Annotated in this window: 14 protein-coding genes and 1 tRNA gene; 10 read left to right on the top strand and 5 right to left on the bottom strand. The window is 63.3% G+C overall.

Going from position 1 to position 12088, the window contains the following annotated elements:
- The first annotated feature begins 219 nt into the window (after window positions 1-219).
- Window positions 220-441: a TonB-dependent receptor gene (locus AC1DMY_RS07190; protein WP_477164306.1), complete on the top strand. Its 222-nt coding sequence runs from the start codon at window positions 220-222 to the stop codon at window positions 439-441.
- A gap of 275 nt (window positions 442-716) precedes the next feature.
- Here AC1DMY_RS07190 and AC1DMY_RS07185 read toward each other — a convergent pair whose 3' ends face one another.
- From AC1DMY_RS07185 to AC1DMY_RS07175, 3 genes are all read right to left on the bottom strand, one after another.
- The gene (locus tag AC1DMY_RS07185) at window positions 717-1235 is read right to left on the bottom strand and encodes a 2'-5' RNA ligase family protein (RefSeq protein ID WP_477164305.1); all 519 of its coding nucleotides are present in this window, start codon (window positions 1233-1235) and stop codon (window positions 717-719) included.
- A gap of 136 nt (window positions 1236-1371) precedes the next feature.
- Entirely contained in the window at window positions 1372-1692 is a 321-nt protein-coding gene (locus tag AC1DMY_RS07180) for a hypothetical protein (protein ID WP_477164304.1), read from the bottom strand.
- A 407-nt stretch (window positions 1693-2099) separates the two neighbouring features.
- Entirely contained in the window at window positions 2100-2330 is a 231-nt protein-coding gene (locus AC1DMY_RS07175; protein WP_477164303.1) for a hypothetical protein, read from the bottom strand.
- A gap of 687 nt (window positions 2331-3017) precedes the next feature.
- Here AC1DMY_RS07175 and AC1DMY_RS07170 point away from each other — a divergent pair.
- Together AC1DMY_RS07170 and AC1DMY_RS07165 are read left to right on the top strand one after the other, a co-directional pair.
- The gene (locus AC1DMY_RS07170; RefSeq protein ID WP_477164302.1) at window positions 3018-3659 is read left to right on the top strand and encodes a response regulator; all 642 of its coding nucleotides are present in this window, start codon (window positions 3018-3020) and stop codon (window positions 3657-3659) included.
- Between the two features lie 214 nt (window positions 3660-3873).
- Window positions 3874-4089 (top strand): hypothetical protein, encoded by a 216-nt coding sequence (locus AC1DMY_RS07165; protein WP_441603764.1) that lies wholly within the window; start codon window positions 3874-3876, stop codon window positions 4087-4089.
- Window positions 4090-4281: 192 nt separating this feature from the next.
- On the opposite strand, the gene AC1DMY_RS07160 is transcribed toward AC1DMY_RS07165, so the two are convergent.
- A tRNA-Arg gene (locus AC1DMY_RS07160) sits at window positions 4282-4358 on the bottom strand.
- Window positions 4359-4472: 114 nt separating this feature from the next.
- Between AC1DMY_RS07160 and amaB the strand changes: the two genes are divergently transcribed.
- The 6 genes from amaB (at window position 4473) to murB (ending at window position 9687) form a co-directional block, all read left to right on the top strand.
- Window positions 4473-6008, top strand: coding sequence for an L-piperidine-6-carboxylate dehydrogenase (amaB, locus tag AC1DMY_RS07155; RefSeq protein WP_477164301.1), 1536 nt, complete (start codon window positions 4473-4475; stop codon window positions 6006-6008).
- A gap of 93 nt (window positions 6009-6101) precedes the next feature.
- Window positions 6102-6431 (top strand): hypothetical protein, encoded by a 330-nt coding sequence (locus AC1DMY_RS07150; RefSeq protein ID WP_477164300.1) that lies wholly within the window; start codon window positions 6102-6104, stop codon window positions 6429-6431.
- A gap of 84 nt (window positions 6432-6515) precedes the next feature.
- Window positions 6516-6824 (top strand): DUF4190 domain-containing protein, encoded by a 309-nt coding sequence (locus AC1DMY_RS07145; protein ID WP_477164299.1) that lies wholly within the window; start codon window positions 6516-6518, stop codon window positions 6822-6824.
- Window positions 6825-6849: 25 nt separating this feature from the next.
- On the top strand, window positions 6850-7617 hold the full coding sequence (locus AC1DMY_RS07140; protein WP_477164298.1) for a class I SAM-dependent methyltransferase: 768 nt from the start codon (window positions 6850-6852) through the stop codon (window positions 7615-7617).
- 2 nt (window positions 7618-7619) lie between these two features.
- On the top strand, window positions 7620-8657 hold the full coding sequence (locus tag AC1DMY_RS07135; RefSeq protein WP_477164297.1) for a quinone-dependent dihydroorotate dehydrogenase: 1038 nt from the start codon (window positions 7620-7622) through the stop codon (window positions 8655-8657).
- Window positions 8658-8667: 10 nt separating this feature from the next.
- Window positions 8668-9687 carry a UDP-N-acetylmuramate dehydrogenase gene (murB, locus tag AC1DMY_RS07130; RefSeq protein WP_477164999.1) on the top strand — a complete coding sequence of 340 codons (1020 nt, stop codon included), beginning with the start codon at window positions 8668-8670 and terminating at the stop codon, window positions 9685-9687.
- A gap of 179 nt (window positions 9688-9866) precedes the next feature.
- Here murB and AC1DMY_RS07125 read toward each other — a convergent pair whose 3' ends face one another.
- Window positions 9867-11099 (bottom strand): MFS transporter, encoded by a 1233-nt coding sequence (locus AC1DMY_RS07125; RefSeq protein WP_477164296.1) that lies wholly within the window; start codon window positions 11097-11099, stop codon window positions 9867-9869.
- Between the two features lie 127 nt (window positions 11100-11226).
- Here AC1DMY_RS07125 and AC1DMY_RS07120 point away from each other — a divergent pair, with 127 nt between their 5' ends.
- Window positions 11227-12009 (top strand): AraC family transcriptional regulator, encoded by a 783-nt coding sequence (locus AC1DMY_RS07120; protein ID WP_477164295.1) that lies wholly within the window; start codon window positions 11227-11229, stop codon window positions 12007-12009.
- Window positions 12010-12088: the final 79 nt, after the last annotated feature.

The raw sequence follows: 12088 nt of genomic DNA, 5'->3' as shown, positions 1-12088 counted from the left end.
TCCCCATGCTAGCGAGGTCCAATAGCGCGATACATCAGACGCTTCTTGAAACGCCGCGCCGGCTGCGGAGGAGACAGGTGACCGTCATGCACCGATACGCGCGGAATCACCCCAACGCCCCTCCCCTGATCCAGCCAACGGCACGCCCTGCCGAATCATTCACACGCGCCGCAGCCAAGGAGAGTAGTGTCATGTCGAAGGGCTGCGGAGGGCGCGATCATGGCTGAGGTCGCCGGCATGACCAGCAATGGTTTCAATTACACGGCGGAGTATCTTGGCGCCGTGCACGACAGCGTGTACTGGTCGGCTACGTTCCGCCTCAACGGCATTTACCGCGGCATGCGCCACGGCAGGATTTTCGAGGTTTCCGACCTGTCGAGCACGGAACTGCAGGTGGCCATCCAGGACGATATCGAAGACACCTGGGTCAACGAACACTGACTCCGCGGTCACCCGCTACTCTCACGCAACTCAGGTACCTCTCGTCGTCATGTGGACGTGCATACGCTGCCAATCCGAGCTGACGGCCAAGGACACCTTGCCGTCGATCGATAGTTTTGGCGTGTATTTCATGTGCCCCGTTTGCGGCAGGCGCAACACGCTTCGCAGTATCGGCCGGCGTGGGCAGGACGCACCGCTCGTGCTCGCGCCGGTCGACGATTCGGACTGACACGACGTCGCTCCTTCAGGCGCACGCCTTGAAGCTCGTGCCCGGATCAATGCAAAAACGGAAACTCCCCTGCCCCACGCCACCGCCGGTGGTCGTTGACGAGCAGAGTCAACGATTCGCACCAGCCATAGACGGGGCCGTGATCGGCAAGCCGCGCTTCCAGCTCGTTGATGAGGGCGGCCTTCTCGTGCTGCACATGGCGGGCGACCGAGAGATGGGGAACAAAGTCGGGGAAAGCGCCGCCGCCCTTGGGGTGATCGGGAAAGGCGCGCTCCAGCGCGTTGGCGATCTGGGCGATGGGCTTGGCCGGTTCGGGCGCCAGCCATACGACGGAAGGAAACGTATCCACATGCGCGAGGCGAAACATCGGCGCGGGGATCTCCGCCGCCACGTCGCGCAGGCGTGCCAACAGACCGGGCGTGAGCAGTTCGCTATCGATGAAGGGATAAATCAGCGTGATATGCGCCCCCAGGCCGCGACGCGCGGAGGGGTCGTACTGATCGCGGAAGCTGCCGACCAGCGGCTCGGCCTCGGGCACCATCAGCGCTAGCAGGGTACGCGCCATGATCGGCCCGTCGCCTTCCTCTCTTCCGGCGGATCGCCGTGTCTGCGCATTATGGCGTGCGCACTGAGGACAACGACACTCGGCCGTTGGGCCATGCAACGGCCACGGTCTCGCGCTATGCCGCGGACAACACCGATCAGTGGCGACTGCCGCCGCAGGCACGCTTGAGGGGCATGCTGGAAGTGACTGGTACCGGGGCCCATGCCATGGGCTCCAAGCCGTCGTCGCCCTGCAGTTCGCGGGCGAACGCCACGCCCTCTTCCTCGCCTGCCTGGATGGCGAGGTCAGGGCTGTCGAAGCAGGCCGCGGTCTCGCCGCTGGTCAGCGCTTCCCAGTCCGCGCGATTCATCCATGGGGAACGGAACAGGGTCCACGTGCCGGTCCATATCGTTCGACCGTCGCGCACGATTTCGAACAAGTCGCTTTGCACCAGATAAATGCCGACAAGTACCGCCATAAGAACTCCCTTTCGCCCTCTGCGCCATGTGGGGGAACCGACGGTGGGGGCGCCGGCAACATGGAAACGCTGAAAACTCTATGCGAGGCTCAAGCTTACGCATGACTTACATTCAGTGAGCGTGGCAAAGGTCATGCTTTGCAACCGCATGAATTTACGTGCATTTTGCAATGCATCAAGGCACCGACTGGGGCCTGACCGAGCCACTCATGCGCCGATCAGGGGCTTGAACGAGTCGGTCAGCGACGACTCGGCGCCTGGGACCCCAGCCATGCTGCGAGACAACATGCGACGTCGAACGGAATCGTCCTTCGACCGTCACATCGCATCCCTGGCAAAGACGTCAGGGATTGAGGTCGTAGCGCAGCGAGGTCTGGTCGCGGGCTGGCCCCGACCGTACATATCGGTCAGGGTGATGTTCTGCCCCACTGATATTCGATGCCGAGCATGGCGCGCTGGCCGAACTGCCAGGCCAGATTGAGTGACGCCAACTTGGTGCACTTGGGCAGCTCGAGATCAATCTGCATGTCGGCCAAGGGGCTCACGCGGAGATAGCCATACGACGCGCCCGAGCTCAATTCGTTCGTCCAGCCATAGGTGGAACCGACGCCCCAGCCGCGAGCCCGAATCGCGCGCAACAAGCCAGTGCTGGTGAAGGCAGCATCGAGCCCGAGCCCCGAGATATGAAGTTGTTCTTGTAGACGACTAGCATCAGGCTCGAACCGATCAGCACCGAACGCAGCAGCCGCACCCTCTACGCAAGAGACGTCGCAGGACAGAGCTATCGCCGCATGGGAACACCCCTGTTCGAATGCCAAAGGTATGGCTGGAGACACTGCATGCCGTTGTCTGCAACCGGCACGATGCGCTCGAAAAGCGGGCATGAAATAGCCCGACTAGTGCGTCAGAGTGTTGGGAATCATTCCTGCAGAACCCTGCTGCGGCGAGACCGCACCGCCGTATAAACGCGGACGCCTCCCCACTTCGATTAGAGCCGAGAAATTGTGGAAACCCCGTGAACCATCGCGCGCGCTGCGCGAATGACGCATCCCACGCTCTCAGTCGATTTTCCCCATGACGAAACGGCCGGGATCGGACTTAGAATGGGACCACTTCCCCGCTTTCGCGTGGGCATGCCACAGGCCGATGCATGGCTGTTGTCCACGCGTCCGCGTCTACATCGAACACCTACTCACGATAGACGTGACAAGCTTCATGAGCGACATCTGAAGACTACAAGCGCCGGGTAGGCTCAAACCTACAATGCGTTAGGCATCTAGCAGCTACCCTAGTCCAGCTATACAGACACTCGGGACGGGCACACCGTGACCCTTCGCATCATCCTCGCTGACGACCATCCTATTTTTCGCAGCGGCGTACGCGCCCTGCTAGAAAACCATACGACTGCCAAAGTGGTGGCGGAAGTCGGCTCGCCCGTTGAGTTGCTCGATGCCGTCGACAAATATCCCTGCGAGCTGTTGATCACGGACTTCAGCATGCCCGGCGGTCAAATGGCCGATGGCCTGCAGATGCTCGGCATGATTCGCCGTCGCCGGCCCGAACTGCCGGTGGTGGTGCTCACCATGGTCAACAACGGCGGCGTGCTCAAGGCCATCCTGGAAACCGGCACGCGCGGCCTGATGAGCAAGACGGACGCGCTTTCGGAGTTGACGCTCGCCGTGCAGGCCGTCACGCATGGACGTCTGTTTCTGAGTACCAGCATCAGCCAGGTGCTCGATGATGGCGGCGCGGGCAGTCCTGCCGACGGCCACCCCGCGCTATCCAAGCGCGAGACCGAAGTGCTGCGCCTGTTCGCATCGGGCTTCACGGTGACCGAAATCGCCGGCCAGCTCAATCGCAGTGTCAAGACCATCAGCCGCCAGAAGATGGATGCCATGAACAAGCTGGGGCTGAAGAACGACCTGGACGTGTACGCCTACGCACGCGAGCACGGCATCCTCGCCTGATCCTCCCGCCCTCGCCCAACCAGCGCCGATGGCCGGGCTGACGTCCAGCGGATAACCACGCCGCCGATGCCCACGCACCACATGGCACGTTCCTTGATTGCGCTTGGCTCTAGCAAAGGCGCCTCGAAGAACCAAAACACTCGATGAGGCCCTCGCGATGGCCCGACCATCGCCAACCGATTAGCTGTTTCGCGGGCGTCAGGGGCGCCCACGCATGAACATGAATTTTTGCGTCGTGGATGAGACAGAGCACGAACTTCAGGTGCTTTGCGAAGTGGATCAGCTGCCCGGCCGGGTGGCCTGGCGCGCCCACATCTACGGCACGGTATCGGCCCAGCAAGAGCTCAGCGGCGAAGCGATGGACCACGATGCGGTGGCCGGCCACGTACAGGCCGAAGTGCTCGACCGGGGCATTTTCGCCAAAAACTGACCTACAGCGTCATGGCCCTGACCCGCAGTGACATCCGCAGGGAGCACCGGCCACGGGAATAGGCGCACGCTGCACTGCCGCATGCTCACCGCGACCTCGCCAATAAATCCGCCGCCGGGCACGTCTAAGCCCGCTGTGAGAACCCCAAAAGCAAAGGCCGGCGTCACCGCCGGCCTTTGTGCATCTGCGTCTTGGTGCCCCCGATACGATTCGAACGTACGACCTTCCCCTTAGGAGGGGGACGCTCTATCCAGCTGAGCTACGGGGGCAGCGGGCGGAATTTTGGCATGGAACGGGGTGCGGCGCGAACCCGTTAACAGCCCCCTGCTAGAATGGCGGTTTTATTCCCGGCGCCTTCCCCGCGCCCCGGTCTGGAGTGAAGCATGTCGCACGAAATTCTCACCGCCCTTGGTCTGGGCCAGTCGCACTCGGGCACCTACCTGGGTCAGGGCGAGTGGTCCAAGACGACCGACGCCGGCACCCTGCATCCGGTCAATCCCGCCACGGGCGAAGTGATTGGCACGGTGCACGCCTCCAGCGCTGCCGACTACGAGGTGATCGTCAAGCGCGCGCAGGAAGCATTCAAGGTGTGGCGTACCACGCCGGCGCCGCGTCGCGGTGAAGCGGTTCGCCTGTGCGGCGAAGCGTTGCGCAAGCACAAGGACGCGCTCGGTTCGCTGGTCGCCCTGGAAATGGGCAAGATCAAGCCCGAAGGCGACGGCGAAGTGCAGGAGATGATCGACATCGCCGATTTCGCCGTGGGCCAGAGCCGCATGCTCTACGGCTACACCATGCATTCGGAGCGTCCGGGCCACCGCATGTACGAGCAGTACCAGCCGCTCGGCCTGGTTGGCATCATCAGCGCGTTCAACTTCCCGGTGGCGGTGTGGGCGTGGAATGCGTTCCTCGCGGCCATCTGCGGCGATATCTGCATCTGGAAGCCGTCGCCGAAGACGCCGCTGTCGGCCATCGCCAGCATGAAGATCTGCAACGACGCGCTGAACGAAGCCGGCTTCCCGGACATCTTCTTCCTGTTCAACGATGCCGGCACCGATCTCTCGCAGGCCTTCGTGGATGATCACCGCATCCCGCTGATCAGCTTCACCGGTTCCACCAAGGTGGGTCGCCAGGTGGGCGAGCGCGTTGCCAAGCGCATGGGTCGCTCGCTGCTGGAACTGGGCGGCAACAACGCCATCATCCTGGACGAAAGCGCCGACCTGAAGCTGGCGATTCCGGCCATCGTGTTCGGCGCCGTCGGCACTGCCGGCCAGCGCTGCACCAGCACGCGCCGCCTGTTCGTGCATGAGTCCATCGTCAACGACGTGACCGAAAAGCTGGTCACCGCGTACAAGCAGGTGGAAGGCAAGATCGGCGATCCGACCCTTGCCACCACGCTGATGGGCCCGCTCAACAGCCCGGATGCCGTGAAGGCGTATCTCGCCGCCGTCGAAAAGGCCAAGGCCACCGGCGGCAAGGTGCTCACGGGTGGCGCTGCACTCAGCGATCGCAAGGGCAACTTCGTGCTGCCGACCATCGTCAGCGGCGTAAAGAACAGCGACGAAGTCGTGCAGACGGAAACCTTCGCGCCGATCCTCTACGTGATGCCGTTCAAGACGCTCGACGAAGCCATCGAGCTGCAGAACGCCGTGCCGCAGGGCCTGTCCTCGGCGATCTTCACGCAGAACCTGAAATCGGCCGAGCAGTATCTGTCGGCGGCAGGTTCGGACTGCGGCATCGCCAACGTCAACATCGGCACGTCCGGTGCGGAAATCGGCGGCGCGTTCGGTGGCGAGAAGGAAACCGGTGGCGGTCGCGAGTCGGGCTCGGATGCATGGAAGGTCTATATGCGCCGCCAGACCAACACCATCAACTACTCCAACTCGTTGCCGCTCGCGCAGGGCATCAAGTTCGATCTGTAAAACCGCAGCATCGGTGCATCCCGGTGGAAGCCGGGATGCACGCACTGCCAGGAAGTTAGTGCACGCGTAACGGCATCGACGACAGGAGTTGTGATGATGGAAAACGCACAGGTAGTTCAAGCGGCACCGACGTATAGCTCGCTGGCGATTTTCAGCCTGGTCTTTGCCGTGCTCGCCTGGACTGTGCTGCCCGTGATGGGCATGGCCATGGCCGGGTTCAATCTGTTCAACATGTTCGCGATGCCACTCAGCGGTGCCGTCATCGCGTCGCTATGCGCCTGGATCGCGCAACGGCAGATTCGCCGCTCTGGCGGCGCGATTCGCGGCGAGGGACTCGCCAAGGCGGCGAGAATCATGGCGTACGCGCAATACACGCTGTTTGGGTTGCTGGTTGCGTTCTTCTTTCTGCAGATGCGCCATTGACGGAGCGGCGCGTCTACTATCATCAGGCACCCGACAGCCGATGAGCCACCGTGTTTCGTCCATGACTTCACAGGGAGTGCGTCCATGAGTTACCAGCCCGCTGCTTATCGATCGACCAACACGCTCGCCATCGTCAGCCTCATCGCCGGTATTGCCTCCTGGACCGTGCTCCCCTTTGTGGCGGCCGTCATCGCTGTCGTTTGCGGGCACCTGGCGCGCAAGGAAATCCGCCTTGCTCCGCCGGGCACCGTGGAAGGCGATTCACTGGCCGTCATCGGCATGGTGATGGGTTACCTGCAGTTCGCGCTGATCGTCCTGGCCATGCTGCTGTTCTTTATTCTTGCGGCCCTGGGCATCGGGCTTTTTGCGCATTTCTTTCCCTGGCACGGTTGATGTCCCGTGCGGTAACGGTGCAATCATGACCGACCTGAAGCCCACCGAACGTTTCAGCGACCGTGTCGCCGACTATGTGCGGTTCCGACCCGACTATCCGATGGCCATGCTGCAATGGCTGCAGAGCGAGTTCGGCGTCACCCCGCAATGGTTGGTGGCGGATATCGGCGCGGGTACGGGCATTTCCAGCAAGCTGTTTCTGGATGGCGGCTATCACGTGATCGCGGTGGAGCCCAATGCTCCGATGCGCGCTGCTGCCGAGAGCTGGCTGGGCGACGATGCGCGTTTCAGCACCGTGGATGGCCACGCGACGGCGACTGGCCTCGACGACGCAAGCGTCGACCTCATTGTCGTGGCGCAGGCGTTTCACTGGTTCGACCAGGCGGCCGCGCGTGCGGAGTTTCAGCGCATCCTGCGTCCTGGTGGACTGGCGGCGATCATCTGGAATTCGCGCCGATTGGTGGGCACGCCGTTCCTTGAAGGCTACGAGGCACTGCTGAAACAGTACGGCACCGATTACACCAGCGTCGCCGAGCGCTATGGCGACGAACCCACCCTGCGTGCGTGGTTCGGCGAGGGCTATCTCGGCATGGGCCGTTTCGATCACGGCCAGCGTCTGGACTATGAAAGCCTCAGCGGCCGGCTGCTTTCCTCTTCGTATGCGCCGCGCGAAGGCCACCCCAATCATGAGGCGATGATGCGCGCCTTGCGGGAGCTGTTCGATCGCAGCGCGGTCAACGGTCGCATCGGCTTCGACTACGACACCGTTATCTACGTGGGCCAACTGTCCTGACTATGTACGAACTCATTCGCCCACTGCTGTTCGCGCTCGATGCTGAAACGGCGCACCGTGCGACGCTCTACGGCCTCGATGTGGCCCATCGCAGCAACTTCATCCATCTGGTCGCCAAGCCGCCGGAAGAGCTGCCCACCACCGCGTTCGGCATACGCTTTCCCAATCCGGTGGGCCTTGCGGCCGGCCTGGACAAGAACGCCGATCACCTCGATGCGCTGGGCGCACTTGGTTTTGGTTTCGTGGAAGTGGGCACCACCACGCCGCGACCGCAACCCGGCAACGACAAGCCACGCATGTTCCGCCTGCCCAAGCATGAGGCCGTGATCAATCGCCTGGGCTTCAACAACGCCGGTGTCGATGCGCTCGTGCGCAATGTGCAGAAGTCGAGCTATCGCGGCGTGCTCGGCATCAATATCGGCAAGAACAAGGACACGCCCAACGACAAGGCCGTGGACGATTACCTGTTCTGCCTGGAGCGTGTGCATGCGCTCGCCAGCTACATCACGGTGAATATTTCCTCGCCCAACACGCAGGGCCTGCGTGACCTGCAGGAAGAAGCCACCCTGCGCCGCTTCATCGAGACCCTGCGTGAAGCACAGGAACGCCTTGGCTCGCAGAGCGGTGCGCGCAAGCCGATGCTGCTGAAGATCGCCCCGGACCTCAGTGAAACCGAGCTCGACGCGATCGCCGACGTGCTGATGGCCGCCAAGGTCGACGGTGTGATCTGCACCAACACCACCATCGACCACACCGCCGTGGCCGGCGATCCGCACGGCCACGAAACCGGTGGCCTCTCCGGCAAGCCGCTATTCGCCCGCTCCACCGCTGTGCTGCGCGGCATGCGCCAGCGCGTGGGCGACCGGCTCGCCATCATCGGCGTGGGCGGCATTCTCGATGGCAGCGATGCCGCGGAGAAGATCACTGCCGGCGCCTCGCTGGTGCAGCTGTATTCCGGCATGGTTTATCGCGGCCCGGCGCTGATAGCCGAATGCGTGAATGAAATCCGCCGCCAGCAGGAAAACAACCATGCCGGTTGAACGTATCGACATGGGCGGTTACACGCTGATCGAAAATGCTCCGCTGGCCACGCGCAACACGCTGCGCGTCAACGCACGGGCGCGTCTGCTGGCCGAGATCAACGACGCCTCCAAGCTCACCGAACTGCTGGAATTTCCCGCCGTACGCAACGGCAAGCTGCTCGTCCTGGGCGAAGGCAGCAACCTGCTGTTTACCGGCGACTACGACGGCACCGTGCTGGCCATGGCGACACGCGGCGTGCAGGTGGAACAGGATGGCGACGTCGCCCGCATCGCGGTAGCCGCGGGCGAGCGCTGGGATGATTTCGTGCGCTGGACGCTGGGCCAGGGCTATGCCGGACTGGAAAACCTCATCCTGATTCCCGGCACCGTGGGCGCCGCGCCGATCCAGAACATCGGCGCGTATGGCACCGAGGTGGCGGAATTCATCGACAGCGTGGAAGCGTGGGATACCCAGGAGCACCGCGTGGCTGTGCTCGATCGCGCCGCCTGCGCCTTTGCCTATCGCGACTCGGTGTTCAAGCACGAGCCGGGGCGCTACATCGTCACCGCTGTGCGCTTTGCGTTGCCCCGCTCGCGCGAGCTGCGCACGGACTATGCGGGTATTGGCGAAGAGCTCGTGCGCATGGGCGTGGACAAGCCGGCGCCGTTCCACGTGGCCGAAGCCGTGGTCCATCTGCGTACGAAGAAGCTTCCCGATCCCTCCGTGATCGGCAATGCCGGCAGCTTCTTCAAGAATCCCATGGTCGACGCGGCACAAGGCGAGGCGCTCAAGCGCGAACATCCAGAGCTCGTGTCGTGGGTCGGCAACGATGGGCGTTGGAAACTCTCCGCCGCATGGCTGATCGAGACGGCGGGCTTCAAGGGCATGCGCGACGGCGATGCAGGCATTTCCAATCGCCACGCACTCGTGCTGGTGAACCATGGTCGCGCCACGGGTGGCGAGCTATGGGCATTCGCGCAGAAGGTGATCGAAGGCGTGCGCGCGAAGTTCGGCGTGCAGCTGGAGCCGGAGCCGGTCGTCGTTTGACGGCCGTTCGGCTATTCCCTGTGGGAGGGCACCCTGTGCCCGACAAACCTACAGAGCGCCACCTTCACCGCACCGCTGCCTTGTAGGAGCGCACTTGTGCGCGACCACGGAACCCCATCGCTTCCGCACCACCGACCCGTCGCGCACAGGGTGCGCTCCCACAGGTGGGCGCCGCACGTTTACGCCGTCTTGCGTTCCAGATTCGGCAAGAACGCCGTGATGATGCCGATCAACGGCAGGTACGCGCACAAGCCGTAGACGTACTCGATGCCACGCGCATCGGCGACATGTCCCAACACCGCGGCGCCGATGCCGCCCATGCCGAACGCGAAGCCGAAGAACAGGCCCGACACCATGCCTACGCGGCCGGGAATCAGTTCCTGCGCGTAGACCAGGATGGCCGAGAACGCCGATGCCAGGATCAAACCGATGATCACCGTTAGCACGCCTGTCCAGAACAGGCTCGCATGCGGCAGCAGCAGGGTGAACGGTGCCACGCCGAGAATCGATGCCCAGATCACCCATTTGCGGCCGATGCGATCGCCCACTGGACCGCCGATCAGCGAACCGGCCGCCACGGCGAACAGGAACACGAACAGATGCGTCTGCGCGCTCTGCACGGACACGCCGAACCGATGCATCAGATAGAACGTGTAGTAGCTGCTCAGGCTCGCCAGATAGAAATACTTGGAGAAGATCAGCAGACCCAGGATCAACAGCGACCAGGCCACCTGCGCCTGCGACAGCACGATATGCGACGCCCGCTTGGCTTTGGGCTTGCCGCGCTCAGCATAGTGATCGCGATACCACCGGCTCACCTGCAGCAGCACCACGATGGCGAGCAGCGCCGCGAGCGAAAACCACGCCACGCTGCCGCGGCCATGCGGCACGATGATCCAGGCCGCCAGCAGCGGACCCAGCGAGGCACCCGCATTGCCGCCGACCTGGAACAGCGACTGCGCCAAGCCGTGGCGACCACCCGAGGCCATGCGCGCCACGCGCGAGGATTCGGGATGGAACACCGAAGAGCCGGTACCCACGAGCGCCGCAGCGATGAGCAACACGGTGAAGTTTGGCGCGGTGGCGAGCAGCAACAAGCCGCACAAAGTGAAGCCCATGCCCACCGGCAAGGAGTACGGCATCGGCTTCTTGTCCGTGATCAGGCCCACCGCCGGCTGCAATAGCGACGCGGTGATCTGGTAGGTCAGCGTGATCAGGCCGATCTGCGCAAAGTTGAGGTTGAAGCCGCTCTTGAGGATCGGATAGATCGCCAGGATCAACGACTGGATCATGTCGTTGAGCAGGTGCGAAAAGCTGATCGCACCCAGGATCCTGAACTCGGTAGCGTGTTCAGTGGCTGGGCTGGCGGGCGGCGCGGCGGCCAACGGCATGTCTTCGACGCGGGTTTGCATGGATGCTCGTAGGGGGACGTGTGCGGCAAGGCGACGCGGTTGCGCCACCGGGAACGCCACCTTAAAGTGAGCCAGTCCGGCCCGCACACGCAACCGGGTCAATTTCTGTCGAAAATGGGCCAAGCTCATGCGTAACGCCCGTGCCGAAACCTATGACCAGACGCCCCGCGACGTCATCGCGACCGGCAATGACTATCCCCCGCACTACGTGCTGCCTCCGCATTCGCATCGTCGCGGCCAGTTGCTGTACGCCTCCACGGGGGTGATCACCACCATCACCAGTGAAGGCAGCTGGGTGGTCCCGCCACGGCGCGCCCTGTGGATACCACCCGGCGTGTCGCACGAGGTGCTGATGGCCGGCCCGGTGTCCACCCGCAGCGCATACGTCACGCCCGAAGCCGTCGAGAACGCCGGTCTCTCGCCGCGCTGCCAGGTCATCAGCGTCTCTCCCCTGCTGCACGAATTGCTGATGGAAGCGGTGGATCTGCCGGCCGAATACGAACTTGACGGTCGCGACGGACGAGTGATGGCGCTGCTGCTGGATGAGATCCGCCGCATGCCGGTGCTGCCGCTCAGTACGCCGCTGCCGCGCGAAAAACGCCTCGCCGCGCTCTGCCGCCATCTGCTTGAACATCCGTCGCAGGAAGTGAAGATCGACGACATGGCGCGCCGCGCCGGCATGAGTCGTCGCCACTTCACGCGCACCTTCCGCGAAGAAACCGGCATGAGCTTTACCGCCTGGCGGCAGCAGGCATGCCTGCTGTCGGCCTTGACGCGGCTTAGCAATGGCGAGGCGATCACGCAGGTGGCGGTTGATCTTGGGTATGGCAATCCCAGTGCATTTACTGCGGCGTTCCGGCGCGTGCTGGGGATGGCGCCGAGCCGGTATCTGGCCACGCCGCTGGTATAACCGGCGCGCTGGCCATCAATCACTGTGACAGCGCACCCTGTGCGCGACTGGCGTGCCTCTCCGTAGCATCGTCGCAGCA

The sequence above is a fragment of the Dyella sp. 01L423 genome (assembly GCF_056399945.1).
Note: the sequence above shows the minus strand (reverse complement) of the source record. Positions and strands in the feature narration are given on the sequence as shown.

What these genes read in the sequence shown, in the direction of transcription:
- AC1DMY_RS07190 (WP_477164306.1), top strand. Translation starts at nt 220, where the DNA reads ATGGCTGAGGTCGCCGGCATGACCAGCAATGGTTTCAATTACACGGCG.
- AC1DMY_RS07185 (WP_477164305.1), bottom strand. Translation starts at nt 1,235, where the DNA reads ATGGCGCGTACCCTGCTAGCGCTGATGGTGCCCGAGGCCGAGCCGCTG.
- AC1DMY_RS07180 (WP_477164304.1), bottom strand. Translation starts at nt 1,692, where the DNA reads ATGGCGGTACTTGTCGGCATTTATCTGGTGCAAAGCGACTTGTTCGAA.
- AC1DMY_RS07165 (WP_441603764.1), top strand. Translation starts at nt 3,874, where the DNA reads ATGAACATGAATTTTTGCGTCGTGGATGAGACAGAGCACGAACTTCAG.
- amaB (WP_477164301.1), top strand. Translation starts at nt 4,473, where the DNA reads ATGTCGCACGAAATTCTCACCGCCCTTGGTCTGGGCCAGTCGCACTCG.
- AC1DMY_RS07150 (WP_477164300.1), top strand. Translation starts at nt 6,102, where the DNA reads ATGATGGAAAACGCACAGGTAGTTCAAGCGGCACCGACGTATAGCTCG.
- AC1DMY_RS07145 (WP_477164299.1), top strand. Translation starts at nt 6,516, where the DNA reads ATGAGTTACCAGCCCGCTGCTTATCGATCGACCAACACGCTCGCCATC.
- AC1DMY_RS07140 (WP_477164298.1), top strand. Translation starts at nt 6,850, where the DNA reads ATGACCGACCTGAAGCCCACCGAACGTTTCAGCGACCGTGTCGCCGAC.
- AC1DMY_RS07135 (WP_477164297.1), top strand. Translation starts at nt 7,620, where the DNA reads ATGTACGAACTCATTCGCCCACTGCTGTTCGCGCTCGATGCTGAAACG.
- murB (WP_477164999.1), top strand. Translation starts at nt 8,668, where the DNA reads ATGGGCGGTTACACGCTGATCGAAAATGCTCCGCTGGCCACGCGCAAC.
- AC1DMY_RS07125 (WP_477164296.1), bottom strand. Translation starts at nt 11,099, where the DNA reads ATGCAAACCCGCGTCGAAGACATGCCGTTGGCCGCCGCGCCGCCCGCC.
- AC1DMY_RS07120 (WP_477164295.1), top strand. Translation starts at nt 11,227, where the DNA reads ATGCGTAACGCCCGTGCCGAAACCTATGACCAGACGCCCCGCGACGTC.